The 14,176-nt window shown below is 63.0% G+C and carries 12 protein-coding genes and 2 pseudogenes; 11 read left to right on the forward strand and 3 right to left on the reverse strand.

Annotated features, from left to right (window positions below; genetic code table 11):
- Positions 1-8: 8 nt before the first annotated feature.
- From H2LOC_RS01925 to H2LOC_RS01945, 5 genes and pseudogenes are all read left to right on the forward strand, one after another.
- A complete protein-coding gene (locus H2LOC_RS01925; RefSeq protein WP_162009679.1) occupies positions 9-2,441 on the forward strand; it encodes a DUF2167 domain-containing protein in 2,433 nt (810 codons plus the stop codon).
- Positions 2,442-2,794: 353 nt separating this feature from the next.
- Positions 2,795-5,542 (forward strand): DNA gyrase subunit A, encoded by a 2,748-nt coding sequence (gene gyrA / locus H2LOC_RS01930; protein WP_136496953.1) that lies wholly within the window; start codon positions 2,795-2,797, stop codon positions 5,540-5,542.
- A 101-nt stretch (positions 5,543-5,643) separates the two neighbouring features.
- Positions 5,644-6,446 (forward strand): IS5 family transposase gene (locus H2LOC_RS01935; RefSeq protein WP_425487314.1). Its coding sequence is split into 2 segments (ribosomal slippage): positions 5,644-5,970 and positions 5,973-6,446, totalling 801 coding nucleotides; the frame shifts between segments, so codons are not numbered across the junction.
- Positions 6,447-6,517: 71 nt separating this feature from the next.
- Positions 6,518-7,269: pseudogene (locus tag H2LOC_RS01940) on the forward strand (IS5 family transposase).
- Between the two features lie 1,006 nt (positions 7,270-8,275).
- A pseudogene (locus H2LOC_RS01945) lies at positions 8,276-8,521 on the forward strand (DNA gyrase C-terminal beta-propeller domain-containing protein); the annotation flags it as partial.
- Between the two features lie 33 nt (positions 8,522-8,554).
- Here the strand turns inward: H2LOC_RS01945 and H2LOC_RS21985 are convergent.
- The 3 genes from H2LOC_RS21985 to H2LOC_RS01960 form a co-directional block, all read right to left on the reverse strand.
- Positions 8,555-8,839: a hypothetical protein gene (locus tag H2LOC_RS21985; RefSeq protein ID WP_343040054.1), complete on the reverse strand. Its 285-nt coding sequence runs from the start codon at positions 8,837-8,839 to the stop codon at positions 8,555-8,557.
- A 158-nt stretch (positions 8,840-8,997) separates the two neighbouring features.
- On the reverse strand, positions 8,998-9,261 hold the full coding sequence (locus H2LOC_RS01955) for a type II toxin-antitoxin system Phd/YefM family antitoxin (RefSeq protein WP_246206948.1): 264 nt from the start codon (positions 9,259-9,261) through the stop codon (positions 8,998-9,000).
- Between the two features lie 90 nt (positions 9,262-9,351).
- Positions 9,352-9,591 (reverse strand): CopG family ribbon-helix-helix protein, encoded by a 240-nt coding sequence (locus H2LOC_RS01960; RefSeq protein WP_136494851.1) that lies wholly within the window; start codon positions 9,589-9,591, stop codon positions 9,352-9,354.
- Between the two features lie 160 nt (positions 9,592-9,751).
- Between H2LOC_RS01960 and coaD the strand changes: the two genes are divergently transcribed.
- From coaD to tgt, 6 genes are all read left to right on the forward strand, one after another.
- Positions 9,752-10,270, forward strand: coding sequence for a pantetheine-phosphate adenylyltransferase (gene coaD / locus H2LOC_RS01965; RefSeq protein WP_136494852.1), 519 nt, complete (start codon positions 9,752-9,754; stop codon positions 10,268-10,270).
- Between the two features lie 10 nt (positions 10,271-10,280).
- The gene (locus H2LOC_RS01970) at positions 10,281-10,814 is read left to right on the forward strand and encodes a peptidylprolyl isomerase (protein ID WP_136494853.1); all 534 of its coding nucleotides are present in this window, start codon (positions 10,281-10,283) and stop codon (positions 10,812-10,814) included.
- Positions 10,815-10,875: 61 nt separating this feature from the next.
- Positions 10,876-11,331 (forward strand): peptidylprolyl isomerase, encoded by a 456-nt coding sequence (locus H2LOC_RS01975; protein WP_136494854.1) that lies wholly within the window; start codon positions 10,876-10,878, stop codon positions 11,329-11,331.
- 251 nt (positions 11,332-11,582) lie between these two features.
- Complete coding sequence (queA, locus tag H2LOC_RS01980; protein ID WP_136494855.1) at positions 11,583-12,701, forward strand: tRNA preQ1(34) S-adenosylmethionine ribosyltransferase-isomerase QueA; 1,119 nt, start codon at positions 11,583-11,585, stop codon at positions 12,699-12,701.
- Complete coding sequence (locus H2LOC_RS01985; RefSeq protein WP_136494856.1) at positions 12,698-13,045, forward strand: hypothetical protein; 348 nt, start codon at positions 12,698-12,700, stop codon at positions 13,043-13,045. Before queA ends, H2LOC_RS01985 begins: the two co-directional genes overlap by 4 nt.
- Positions 13,042-14,172 (forward strand): tRNA guanosine(34) transglycosylase Tgt, encoded by a 1,131-nt coding sequence (gene tgt, locus H2LOC_RS01990; protein ID WP_136494857.1) that lies wholly within the window; start codon positions 13,042-13,044, stop codon positions 14,170-14,172. The genes H2LOC_RS01985 and tgt overlap by 4 nt, the downstream gene beginning before the upstream one ends.
- The last annotated feature ends 4 nt before the right edge of the window (positions 14,173-14,176 follow it).

The raw sequence follows: 14,176 nt of genomic DNA on the forward strand, positions 1-14,176 counted from the left end.
GTCGGTTTATGTCGTTTGATCGCCCGCGCGTCGCCCGCAAGTTCGTCAGCGCCTCCTTATTAGCCGCCCTGGGCGCTGCCGTCGGCAGTCCCGCTGTCGAGGCGCGAGAACTCGGCAACAAGCGCGAGCTTTCGAACGTCGAGATACAAAGACCCCAGCGACGCGTCCATGACGACGTGATTTTCGAAATGGAGCCGCTGCATCCTTGGCAGGGCGCGACGATAGGCTCGCAGGCTCCCGCGGCGAAGGCCGCCAAACCGGCTCCTGCTCAGGCGGGTCGGCCCGAAACGGCCGCAAAGGAAGGCCCGCGCGGCGCGGAAGCCGCGAAGGCTCCTTCCGGGATCGACGCCAAGGGCGGCGAAACCGCCAAAGAAAGCGCTCAATCCACGCCCAAGCCGACCGCCCCCGAACCTGCGAGCGAAGAGGCCAATGGCGCCGCGCCCGCTTCGACCGCCGCGCAGCCTTCTCAGGCCGTTCAAACCCAGGGCGGCGTCCCGGCCGCCGGCGAGCAGGGCCAGGCTGCGCCGGCCGTCGCCACATCGCCGGAAGCGGTCGGCGCCCAGGCTCCGGTCCAATCCGCGCAGCCCGTTCCCGCGTCGGCTTCCCAGACGGCCGCCAGCCCGGAAGCAGCCGCTCCGGCGCAGCCGAAGGCGCCGGAGGCCTCGGCTCAGGCCAAGGCTCCTGAAAAACAGGGCGAACCCGCCAAGGCCCAGGCTCCGGGAGTCGCGCAACCCGCGCAGGCGCCCGCTCCGGCACAAGGCGCCGCGCCCGCCGTGGCCGCCAAGGAAGAGGTTGCCCCCGCGGGAGCCAAGGAGCAGGCTCCGGCGGCGCCGCAGGCCGTCTCTTCCGAGCCGAACCCGGACGAAGAGGCCAAGGCCTACGCCGCCATGCTCGCGCAAGGGCTCAAAGGCCCGACCGAGGTGCGCATCGCCGATCGTGCGACGATGTGGCTGCCGGCGGGCCGGGTTTTCCTCGAGGGCGAGCAGGCGCGCAAGCTTCTTGGAATCGACCCCGCCTCTTGGGACGATGCGACGCTGGGCGTCGTGCTCCCGGTCGCCTCGGGACCGAAGTGGATCGCCTATGTCGATCTCATGAGCGACGGTTATATCAAGGACGACGAAGGCAAGTCCCTCGACGCAGGCAATTTGCTCGCGGCCTATAAATCGGAGGTCGACTCTCAGAATCCCGGCCGCGCGCGTCTCGGACTGACTCCGCTGGAGGTTACGGGCTGGCTCACCGAGCCGAGCTACGACGCCAAGCACCATTTGTCTTCATGCATCGGCGCCACCGCCCAGGGCTCCAAGAATCCCGACGACAGCATCGTAAATTGCACCTCCTTCGCGCTCGGTCGCGACGGGGCGGTCAAAGTCGTGGTTTCTGGAGACGAAGCCGGCTTCGCCCAGTTCAAGGGAGAAGCGCCGGCCCTGGTCGACACCATCGTTTTCGACAAGGGCAAGGGATACGAGGACGCCGATCTCTCGATGGATCGCGTGGCGGGCTACGGATTATCCGCTCTGGTCACCGGCGCCGTGGCGCTCAAAAAGCTGACCGGGGCCGCCGCCGCGGCCACCACGGTCAAGAAGGTCGGCCTGTTCTCCCTGATCGCGGCCAAGATTTTCAAAGCCTGGAAGCTTCTCCTCGCCGGCGCGGCTCTGCTGGCGGCCGGGGCGCGTCTCATCGCCCGCAAGCGCCAAGGCGCCCCGGAGACGGAGGTCGTGGAGACGGAGTCGGAGAAGACCGCTTCCGCGCCGATCTGGTCCCGGATCGCCGAAGGACTGCGGGCCCGCTTCTCTCGCTCCGCGCCGGAAGCTGCGGACGGCGGCGCCGTCGCCGAGCCGCAGGCTTCCCAGCCGGCCGCGGAGCCGAGCGAGGGCGAAGGCGGCGGTTCGCTGCTGGGCTCTCTTCGGGCGAAGCTCGCGGCGCTCCCTTTCTTCAATCGCGCGAAGGCGGAGTCGGAGGAACCTGAACCCGCGGCGGCTGGAGCGGTCGTCTCCGAGACGCTGCCGGCAGAAGAAAAATCGCACGGATCGATCCTTTCGAAACTGGCCTCCATGATGCGCAGGCAGGGTCGCCAGCCCGCCGGCGAGGCCGACGCGGCTGCCGGCGAGGCCGCTGGAAGCCAAGAGGCCGGCGGTCAATCCGCCGCCGCTTCCGGCCTCAAGAAATTCGCTTCGCTCATGCGCAAGCAGGCTCAGGGAGGCCGCGTCGCCGCGGATGTGCTGCGCGCGGCCGGAGACCATGCTCGGGCCATGGAAGTGGCGACGCCGGGGGGCTCGGCCGCCAAATCGCCGGCCGTATCCGCGGCTCAGGCCGACGGCGCCGGCCAGGCCGCAGCCGAGGCGTCGGCTGATGATTTCGTCGATCTGGTGGAGCCGGGCGACGAGGCGGCCGCCTCCGCGGCTATTTCGGCTCGCGAAGCTTTGCGCAAGGCGCGGGCCTGACGGAACGTCCGACCAAATCCTTTGGGGGCGGCGCAATCGGTTGCGCCGCTTTTCTCGCTTTTTGAAGCTCCGGCGCCAGCCGGGCGCGTTGATTTTCCTTGTCCAGCCGCGGTTCTTTCATGCGCTCTCGCGATCGAAACGCGCATCCGGCGTAATTTCTCGCGATCCCGGCTTGACGCTTTGAGGGCCTCGATCCGCCGATAATGACGCCGGCCTGATCGAATAATCCTCGTCTGAATTATAACTATCTGGTTTGGTTTGATCTTCTATGGGCGATGGCGCTGGCGCGCAGGGGAAGAATCGCCTATAGCAGAAGAGAGAATAAAACCTGAAAATTCGGATTGGCGCCTACTTTGGTCGACAGCGACATCACAAGCGGCGAGCCCGCCGCTCCGGGCTCGGACATTCGGCCGGTTTCCATCGCCGATGAAATGAAGCGGTCGTATCTCGACTACGCGATGAGCGTGATCGTGAGCAGGGCGCTTCCCGACGTTCGCGACGGCCTGAAGCCTGTCCATCGGCGCATTATGTTCTCGATGCACGAGAACGGCCACACCCCCGATAAGCCCTATGTCAAATCCGCGCGCATCGTCGGCGACGTCATGGGCAAATATCACCCGCATGGCGACGCAGCCATTTACGATGCGCTGGTGCGCATGGCTCAGCCTTTTTCCATGGGGCTGCAGCTCATCGACGGGCAGGGCAATTTCGGTTCGGTGGACAACGATCCGCCGGCGGCCATGCGCTACACCGAGTCCCGCCTCGCCAAACCCGCCCTGGCGCTGCTCGAGGACATCGACGAAGGCACCGTCGATTTCCAGCCCAATTACGACGGCAAGGAGCATGAGCCGACCGTCCTTCCGGCGCGCTTCCCCAATCTTCTGGTCAACGGCGCCGGCGGCATCGCCGTCGGCATGGCGACCAATATCCCGCCGCACAATCTCGGCGAGGTGATCGACGCCGCCATTGCGGTCATCGAGCGGGGTCACCTGACCACCGCCGAACTGATGGAAATCGTCCCCGGACCGGATTTTCCCACCGGCGCCAGCATTCTGGGGCGCGGCGGCATCCGCAAGGCCTATGAAACCGGGCAGGGCTCCATCATCCAGAGAGCGACGGCTCAGGTCGAAACCCTGCGCAAGGATCGCGAAGCCATCATCGTCACCGAGATTCCCTATCAGGTGAACAAGGCGGCGCTGGTCGAACGCATCGCGGAACTCGTCCGCGAGAAGAAGATCGAGGGCATCTCCGATCTGCGCGACGAGTCCAGCCGCGACGGCATGCGCATCGTCATCGAGCTGAAGCGCGAGGCGGTGGCCGATGTCGTGCTGAACCAGCTCTGGCGCCACACCGCGCTGCAATCGAGCTTCCCCGTCAACATGATTGCGCTCAACGGCAAACGTCCGGAACGGCTCAATCTGCTCGACGTGCTCAAGGCCTTCGTCGATTTCCGCGAGACCGTCGTCACGCGGCGCACCAAGTTCCGCCTCAACAAGGCGCGCGACAACGCCCATCTGCAGGTCGGCCTCGCCATTGCGGTCGCCAATATCGACGAAGTGATCCGGCTTATCCGCACCTCGCCCGACGCGGCCGCTGCCCGCGAGGCGTTGATGGCGCGCGACTGGCCGGCCAAGGACATGGCGCCGCTGGTGGCCCTGATCGCCGACCCCCGTCATCGTCTCGCCGAGGACGGAACCTGCCGGCTTTCCGAGGCCCAGGCGCGCGGCATTCTCGATCTGCGCCTGCAGCGTCTCACCGCGCTCGGCCGCGAGGAAATATCCGCAGCCCTGGAGAAGCTCGCCGCCGAAATCGCCGATTATCTCGATATCCTCGGCTCGCGCGAAAGACTGTTCGGCATCGTCAAGGACGAGATGCTGGCGGTGAAGGAGGCTTACGCCATCCCCCGCCGCACCCAGATCGTCGAGGCCGACGGCGAGGTCGACGACGAAGACCTCATCGCCCGCGAGGACATGGTGGTGACGGTCTCGCACGCCGGCTACATCAAGCGGGTGCCGCTTTCGACCTATCGCGCCCAGCGCCGCGGCGGCAAGGGCCGCTCCGGCATGCAGATGAAGGAGGAGGATTTCGTCCACCGCCTCTTCGTCGCCAACACCCATACGCCGGTTCTGTTTTTCTCGTCGCTCGGCCGGGCCTATAAGGAAAAGGTCTGGCGGCTTCCGCTGTCGGCTCCCCAGTCGCGCGGCAAGGCGCTGGTGAACATGCTTCCGCTGGAGCCCGGCGAGCGCATCGCCACCATCATGCCGCTGCCCGAGGACGAATCGAGCTGGAGCAAGCTCGACGTTATCTTCGCGACCACCAAAGGCTCGGTCCGACGCAACAAGCTCTCCGATTTTTCCGACGTCCGCCGCAACGGCATCATCGCCATGAAGCTCGACGAGGGCGAGGCCATCGTCGATGTCGCCACCGCGAGCGAAGCCGACGACGTTCTGCTGACGACGCGCGACGGCCAGTGCATCCGCTTCCCGGTGACGGAAGTGCGCGTGTTCCAGGGCCGCACCTCAATGGGCGTGCGCGGCGTGTCGTTGGGCGAAGGCGACCGCGTGATCTCGCTGTCGATCCTCAACCACTTCGAGGCGACGGGCGAGGAGCGCGCCGCCTATCTGAAACGCTCCATTGCGCTACGCCGCGCCCTGGGGGCCGAAGCCGTCGAAGAGCCCGCCGCCGAGGCGGAAGAAGCGCCGTCGGTCGATCTTTCCGATGAGCGTTTCGCGGCGATGCAGGTCGCCGAGCAGGTCATTCTGACGATCTCCGAAAACGGCTACGGCAAGCGCAGCTCGTCCTTCGAATATCGCATCACCGGTCGCGGCGGCAAAGGCATCGTCGCCATGGCGGTCAATCAGCGCAACGGCGCGCTGGTGGCTTCCTTCCCGGTCGCCGACGGCGACGAGATCATGCTGGTGACCAATGGCGGGCAACTGATCCGCTGCCCGGTCAGCGGTATCCGCATCGCCGGACGCGGCGCTCAGGGCGTCATCGTGTTCAACACCGCCGACGGCGAGCGCGTGGTCTCGGTCGAGCACATCGGCGATGTGGGAGGGGATGAGGAGAACGGCCCGGCGGGGGAGGAGGAGGGCGTGTGAGCTTTGCGGCTGCCGTCATGTTGCTCGCTCTAGGCCACAAACTCATAAAGGGGATTCCGTTTTCAAGCGAATAGTGATTCAAGCTCCTTGGAGGAGCGAGAATGAGCCAGCGCCGGTATGAACTTTCGGATTTCGAGTGGTCGATCATTGCGCCGCTATTGCCGAACAAGCCGCGCGGGGTTGCTCGCGCGGACGACCGCAAAGTGCTGAACGGCATCTATTGGCGGCTGCGAACGGGGTCGCCCTGGGCCGATATTCCCGAACGCTACGGACCAGCGACGACCTGCTACAACCGCTTCGTGCGCTGGCGCAGGCTTGGCGTCTGGGACCGCATCTTCGAGGCGGTTTCCAAGGCCTATGACGGCGATTTGCAAATGATCGATTCTTCCTCCATCCGGGTGCATCAGCACGGCGCCAACGGTAAAAAGGGGGCGAAGGCGAAACGCCGGCCGCCGTTGGGAACCTCTCTGCAAGCCGATGCATGGGGCGCTCGCGCGGCGGACTGACAATGAAGATTCATGCGCTTGTCGACGCCAATGGCCTACCGATCGCCCTGAAGCTCACGGAAGGCCAGGCTCACGATGGCAAGAGCGCCGCAGACATGCTGGGAGGCCTTGGCGATGGCCAAATTCTGCTCGCTGACCGCGCTTATGACAGCGATGCCCTACGAAGCTCTCTCGAGGAAAGAGGCGCTTGGGCTAACATCAAGCCCATGCCGGGACGGGTTAATGTCCCAGCCTTCAGCCCCTTCCTTTATCGATACCGCAATCTCGTCGAGCGCTTCTTCAACAAGCTCAAACACTTCAGGGCTGTAGCGACGCGCTTCGAAAAGCACGACGCTAACTACCTCGCTCTCGCCAAACTCGCCGCAGTCAAAATCTGGATAAGATTTATGAGTCGGTGACCTAGGGCCTGTTGAGAATCAGGATTCCCATTTTGGTGGAAGGATGATTCAAGCTCCGAAAGGAGTTTGCAATGCCCCGATTCTGTCTGACGGACGGCCAATGGTCGAAGCTGGAGCCCTTTTGTCTTGGCAAGCCCTCCGATCCCGGCCGGACCGGGAGCGATGGGCGATTGTTTTTAGAGGCGATCTTGTGGATTGCGCGCACGGGCAGCCCCTGGCGCGATCTGCCTCCCGCCTTCGGCAAGTGGAACACCGTGTTCAAACGCTTTCGCGATTGGGTGAAGGCCGATGTGTTCAAGCGGATGTTTGACGCCGTGTCGGACGATCCAGACATGGAATACGCCATGATCGACGCCACCATCGTCAAGGTCCACCGCCATGGACAGGGCGCAAAAGGGGGACTCAGGGCCAGGCCATAGGCAAATCCAAAGGCGGCTGGACCACCAAAATCCTCGCGCTCACCGACGCGCTCGGCAATTTGGTCCGCTTCGTTCTGCTGCCGGGGCAACGCTTCGACACGGTCGGCGTCGCGCCTTTGATCGAGGGCGTCGAATTTGGCGCGCTGCTCGCCGACAAGGCCTTCGACAGCGACTGGATCGTCGCCGAACTGAACGAGCGCGGCGCGCAAATCGTCATCTCCCAACATCCAAGACGAAACGCGCCTCTCGCCATCGACATCGAGCTTTACAAAGCCCGTCACCTCATCGAAAACTTCTTCGGCAAACTCAAGGAGTTCAAGCGGATCGCCCTGCGCGCCGACAAAACCGATCAAAGCTTCACAGCCATGATCCGCCTCGCCGCCGCGCTCATCAATTCGCGATGAATCTCAACAAGCCCTAGAGCAAAATCCGAAAAAGTTGATAGACTTTTTCGATAAGATTTTGCTCCAGCTTTTTGAATCTAGAGCGATTTCTTATCGACCAGACGATTGCGTCTGGTCGGAAAGCGCTCTAGTCGGCGTTTTCTGCTTGACGCAATGCGCGCAAAACGGCAGAGGTGGCGCTTTCAATCAACTTGGGGGTGCATATGCTCAGGCTCCTTAGCTCTTTCTTGGTGCTGTTACTCCTGAATTCTACGGCACAGGCGGCCGGTCTTCTAAAATATGTCCAAATAGAGGTCAATGCGGAAGCTACGCAAATGGCCCCTTTTTCATTCAAGTCGACGGTCGCTGTCGGAACTCCCTCGCGTACGATCAGAAGCGCCAAAAATAGCAGCGAAAACCCCGTACGTATGGACTATAGCATAGCGAGTTTGGGTGTCACCGAAGATGGGCAGCCGGCGGCTGTCGTGGTAGGCGCCTTATATGTCGGCGCCAAAGATACATGGACGATCGTCTCCGAATTCAATGAAACGCTGATCCTCGGTGGCGAAACAGCAAGCTTAAATCTTACGAGGTCATCCGGAGCGCAGGTTTCGTTAAACATTAGCGTTAAACCGGTTACTGAGCAGGCGCTTTCGTCTTTGCTTGGCGGACAACTCCCTAATGCCTCGACATGCCCAGCGGCTTCGGCGCCAGTCGGCATCGCGGCTCAGCTACTGGGGGCAGGGGCGGCATGGGCTGGGTGTCGCAGGCGGACCTGTAACGACGGCGCAACTGTGCTTACGTGTTGCGGTGCCACGCAGTGCTGCATTCAAGATCAGAATGGACCATGTTGCATTTAGAGCGCATTCCGATCAAACGAAACGTTTGATCGATAAAAATGCGGTCAAAAACAAAACGATAGAGCCGTATCGCAAGTCACCTTGAGCGGGTGCGGCTCTATTAAAATTTACCCTGGAAACCGCAGTTGGTCGCTGCGGGCGGGTCTTGAGCATTGAATTTGCAGCTTTTGTCTGTGTCGACACGCAATGGCGCGCTGGTCGCCTCCTTCCCCGTCGCGGACGGCGACGAGATCATGCTGGTGACCAATGGCGGGCAGCTGATCCGCTGCCCGGTCAGCGGCATCCGCATCGCTGGGCGCGGCGCCCAGGGCGTCATCGTGTTCAACACGGCCGACGACGAGCGCGTGGTCTCGGTCGAGCATGTCGGAGAAGCGGAGGAGAGCGGCGGGGCAGGGGAAGAACCCGGCGCGTGACGCGGGGGGAGGGGGACGTGCAAAGCGCCGCCCTTATTCTGTCCTTGCGACGACATGGGTTTTGCGCGCGTTGAACAACGCAAGCCACTTCGTGCGCACATCGTTGAACAACGCCTTCGGCAATAGCCCATAAGCGACGCTCGCAGGGTCGCCTGAGACCGCCGGCCGCAAATCCGGCCCCGGCCAGATGAAGCGGTTGCTCTCGCTGACGACGATCCATGAGCGCTCGTCATCGAGGCCGAGGCGACGCTTGGTCGCGGCTGGGATTTCGACGGCGTGAGCGGGGTTGCTCGGCGGCACATGCGTGACCGGCAGCACGGATGACTTTTTGCTCGCCTTGGTCATCGGTGAGGGCGAGCAGCACCGCGCAGGGACGATCTTTTACGCCTTCTTCCGGACCGCGCAGATACTCGCTGCGCCAGAGATAGGAATAGCGGATAACCAGTCCGGGCGCAGGCGTGGGAAAGGTCACGCGATTACGGCGTCAGCTCATGGTCGAACGCCGCCGACTCTGCGGGAGCTTCGGCGCGCCGGACGGCTTCGGCGTCGGCTTCCGTGAAATCCTCAATGCCGAGCACTTCGCGCTCACGACGTTTCAGGCGGCGATATTCTTCGGTCGAGATCAGCACGCAGCTTTCGCGACCATTGCGGGTGACGGCGACCGGCTGGCGCAGCGCGAGGTCTTGATAGCGGCCGATGTTGCGCTGGAACTCGGCGGCGGAGACCTTGAGCATGTCCATGCATCCTCCGGTTAAGTGCTTTGCATAATCTACATAGATTGCATGATCTTGTCGAGAATGATTTGACTGGCTAAACCGTCCAGCGCAGCCTCATTCCTTGCTCGTAAATTTCTTCCGCACGCGCGCAAGCTCATCGTCGCTCGCAAATTCTCCGCGATCCGCGGCCGCGATGCCGGCCTCTATCTTGGCGACCTGCCAAGCGTTGAGCGCGATGTAATCCTCGATCGCTTTGGCAGCAAGCCAGTTGCGCGAGCGCTCGATTTTTTCGGCAAGTTGGTCGAGCGCGCAGAGCGTCGCCTCATCGAGGCGGACGGTAAAGGCTGCGGACATCGAATTGCTCGTTCGGTTTGGCGGTTCTATGTGGTTCGCCTGTATTCTGGTCGAACCCCCGGCAAAAAGCCACAGAATTTACGGTCTGGCCCCGGGCGATCGGGCGAAGAGCATTGTCCCGCCCCTCCCACCCCCCGCCAAAATCCCCTATAAGCGTCCCATGACCTCCGCCGCATCCCGCGCCGCCATCTACACCGGCTCCTTCGATCCGCTGACCAACGGCCATCTCGATGTCATCCGCCAGGGGGCGGGGCTGTTCGATCGTCTGGTCATCGCCATCGGCGTGCATCCGGGCAAAAAGCCGGTTTTGAGCTTCGAGGAGCGCGCCGAAATCATCCTCGGCGCCTGCGCCGGGCTGAACTCGCCCTGCCAGTTCGATGTCGTCAGTTTCAAAGGCCTCGCCGTGGACGCCGCCCGCGAGCAGCGGGCAGGGGCGATCATCCGCGGTTTGCGCGACGGCGCCGATTTCGATTATGAAATGCAGATGGCGGGGATGAATTCCGCCATGGCGCCGGAAGTGACCACGGTTTTTATTCCTGCTTCCAGCAGCGTGCGGCATATCAGCGGAACGCTGGTGCGCCAGATCGCCGCCCTCGGGGGCGATATTACCGGCTTTGCGCCGGCGCAATCCGTCGCCGCGCTCATGCGAGCGCTAAAGGTCGACGGCAATAAAAAGTGAGGGAGGCTGCATGAAATTAGATCGCCGCAATTTCGTCGCCGGCGCCTCGGCCGCGGCCCTGATGGGCGCGACCGCCGCGAAGGCAGAAGACAAGCTGCTCTATCTCGACACCGTCTATGGCCGGACCGTCATCAAGATGCGCCCCGACATCGCCCCCAAGCATGTCGCGCAGATCGAGACCCTGGCCAAGCAGCATTTCTATGACGGCGTGCCGTTTCACCGCGTGATCGACGGCTTTATGGCCCAGACCGGCGACCCCACCGGAACTGGAACGGGCAAGTCCAAGCTGCCCAACATCCCCGGGGAATTCTCGAAAGAGAAGTTCCTGCGCGGCACGGTGGGCATGGCCCGCGGACCGGACAACGACTCCGCCAATTGCCAGTTCTTCATCTGCTTTGCGCCCGCCCGCTATCTCGAAGAGCAATACACGGTCTGGGGCGAGGTCGTCTCGGGCATGGAGTTCATCGACAAGATCAAGCGCGGCGAGCCGCCGAAGGACCCGGACAAGATCGTCAAGCTGCGCGTCGCCGGCGACGAGAGCTGAGACCACTCATTCCTCCCGCCGGCGCCTCCGGCGGGAGCTTCGTTTCAAGGAAGGGGAATAAATGACCGACGCAGGCAATACGCTGACGCTCGAGACCACCAAAGGCGATGTCGTGATCAAGCTCCGGCCCGATCTCGCGCCGAACCATGTCGCTCGGATCAAGCAACTGGTCTCCGAGGGCTTTTACGATGGCATCGTGTTCCATCGCGTGATCGACGGCTTCATGGCCCAGACCGGCTGCCCCCATGGCACCGGCATGGGCGGCTCGAAATATCCCAATCTCGCGCAGGAATTCAACGACGCGCCGCATGTGCGCGGAACCTGCTCGATGGCGCGCGCTTCCCATCCCGACACCGCCAATTCGCAGTTCTTCATCTGCTTCACCGACGCCCGCTTCCTCGACAAGCAATATACGGTGTGGGGCGAAGTGATCTCCGGCATGGAGAATGTCGACAAGATCAAGCGCGGCGAGCCGGTGCGCGATCCCGACAAGATCGTCAAGGCGACCCTGAGCTGAGCCTCGCCGGAGGAGCCGCGATCGGATGATCGTGGCTCACCTCGCGCATTCAAATCCCATGATAGCGATGGCGCCGCCGCCGTCATTGCGAGCGAAGCGAAGCAATCCAGAATTGCTCGAGCAGGTTTTTTCCGGGATTGCGATTTGCTGTCGTCAACGCGGTCTGTTGTTCGTTTTGGTCCTGGATTGCTTCGCTTCGCTCGCAATGACGGCCTAGGTCACGGCGCCTCGCACACGCTATAAAAGCCCTCATGCGCGTCGACCTTTTCGACTTCGAACTTCCTCAAGAACGCATCGCCTTGCGGCCTTCCGCGCCGCGGGACAGTTCGCGCATGCTTGTGGTTCCCCCTGGGGCGGCGCCGTTCGAAGACAGGATCGTCCGCGATCTTCCCTCCTTCTTGCGACCGGGCGACGCGCTCGTCATCAACGATACGCGCGTCGTGCGGGCGCGCCTGTCGGGCTTCCGCCTTCGCGGCGAGAACAAGGCGCGGGTAGAGGTCACGCTGATCGAGCGCCTCGGCGGCAATTGCTGGCGCGCCATGGCGAAGCCCGCCAAAAAGCTCGGCCTCGGCGAGCAGGTCTGTTTCGTCAAGGATCAGGCGAAGGGCGTTAACCCTCCCCTTGAGGGGGAGGGTCGCCGCGAAGCGGCGGGGTGGGCTGGAGCCCTCAAGGCCATTGTCGAAGAGAGGGGCGACAACGGCGAAGTGACGCTGAGGTTCGACCTTTCCGGCGAGCTTCTCGATCAGGCGATCGAGGATTTGGGCGCCATGCCGCTGCCTCCCTACATTGCCGGCAAGAGGGCGGTCGACGCCTCGGACGATTCCGATTACCAGACCCTGTTTGCGCGCGAGGCTGGCGCGGTGGCGGCGCCGACCGCGGGGCTGCACTTCACGCCGGAACTGCTTTCGGCGATTGAAGCCGCGGGCGCGCGCATCCACAACGTGACTCTGCATGTCGGCGCCGGCACTTTTCTACCCGTCAAAGCGGAAGACACAGCCGATCATCAAATGCATTATGAGCACGCCGTTCTGAGCGCGGAAACCGCCGCTGCGCTGAACGAGATCCGCACTCGCGGCGGGCGTATCTTCGCCGTCGGCACCACCGCTCTGCGCTGTCTCGAAAGCGCGGCGGACGAGAACGGAGAGCTGAAGGCCTATAGCGCGCGCACCAATATTTTCATCACGCCGGGATATAAGTTCCGCGCGGTGGATGTGCTGCTCACCAATTTCCATCTGCCGCGCTCCACGCTGTTCATGCTGGTCTGCGCCTTCTGCGGCGTGGATCGGATGAAAGCGGCCTATGCCCACGCCATCGCGCAGGGCTATCGTTTCTATTCCTACGGCGACGCCTCATTGTTGTATCGGGCATGAGCGATCATCGCGACGTGCGCGTGCTGGCGCTGTGGCGCGACGACCCGAGAGAGGCGCCGCTCACCGTCGATCTGCGCATCGATGTGGCGACCGGATTGATGACTTCCACCTGGGACGTCTTCGGCGCCTTCGATCTCGACGGCGAGGCCCGCCGGCCATTTGTCCTGCGCCGCAGCGGCGAGATAGATTTCGGCGCCGCTTGCGAGCTAAAATGGAGCGCGAACTTGCGCGACACAAAAATCGCGGTCGGCGCCTGTTTTACCGTGCGCTGGAACGAAACCGACAGCGGGGAATATAAAATCGTGAAGATCGCCGAGCTCGGCGCCAAGGACGGCCGTAAATGACACAGGGCTTTTCTTTCGAGGTTCAGGCTACCGACGGCGCCGCGCGCAAGGGCGAGATAACAACGCCGCGCGGCGTCATTCGCACGCCCGCCTTCATGCCGGTCGGCACCGCCGCCACCGTCAAAGCCATGTTCGTCGAGGACGTTCGCGCCGCTGGCGCCGACATATTGCTCGGCAATGTCTATCATCTGATGCTGCGTCCCGGGGCAGAGCGCATCGCCCGTCTCGGCGGCCTGCATCATTTCATGCGCTGGCCTTATCCGATATTGACCGATTCCGGCGGCTTTCAGGTGATGTCGCTGGCAAAGCTGCGTAAGCTCAACGAGGACGGCGTCACCTTTCAATCCCATATCGACGGCTCGAAACATGTTTTGACTCCCGAGCGCTCGATGGAGATTCAGGCGCTGCTCGGCTCCGACATCCAGATGCAATTCGACGAATGCGTGCGCCTGCCTTGCAGCGACGCCGAGGCCGAGCGCGCCATGCGGCTTTCCTTGCGCTGGGCGGAGCGCTCGCGGAAAGCCTTCGACAGCGCGCGCGGTCAGGCGGTGTTCGGCATCGTGCAGGGCGGCGCGGTGAAATCTTTGCGCATCGAAAGCGCTCGCGCGCTGAGCGAGATGGATTTCCACGGCCTCGCCATTGGGGGCCTCGCGGTGGGCGAGCCGCAAGAGGTCATGCTGGAGATGCTGGAGACGGTGATGCCGTATCTTCCGGCAAATAAGCCGCATTATCTGATGGGCGTCGGCACGCCGGACGATATTGTGAAAGCGGTGGCGCGCGGCGTCGATATGTTCGATTGCGTGATGCCCACGCGCGCGGGCCGCCACGGCCTCGCCTATACCCGCTTCGGCAAGATCAATCTGATGAATGCGCGACACGCGGAAGATTCATCGCCGCTCGATCCTGAATCTTCCTGCCCCGCGGCGCGCAATTATTCCCGCGCCTATTTGCATCATTTGTTCAAGGCCGGAGAAATTCTGGGCATGATGCTGCTCACGCAGATCAATGTCGCTTATTATCAGGAGCTGATGGCTGGCCTTCGCGCCGCAATCGAAGCAAAACGCCTCGCCGATTTCATCATACAAACTTCGGAAGCCTGGGCGCGCGGCTCCCAGAGCGGCGATTGACGCC

This window comes from Methylocystis heyeri (genome assembly GCF_004802635.2).
GTDB classification, from domain to species: domain Bacteria; phylum Pseudomonadota; class Alphaproteobacteria; order Rhizobiales; family Beijerinckiaceae; genus Methylocystis; species Methylocystis heyeri.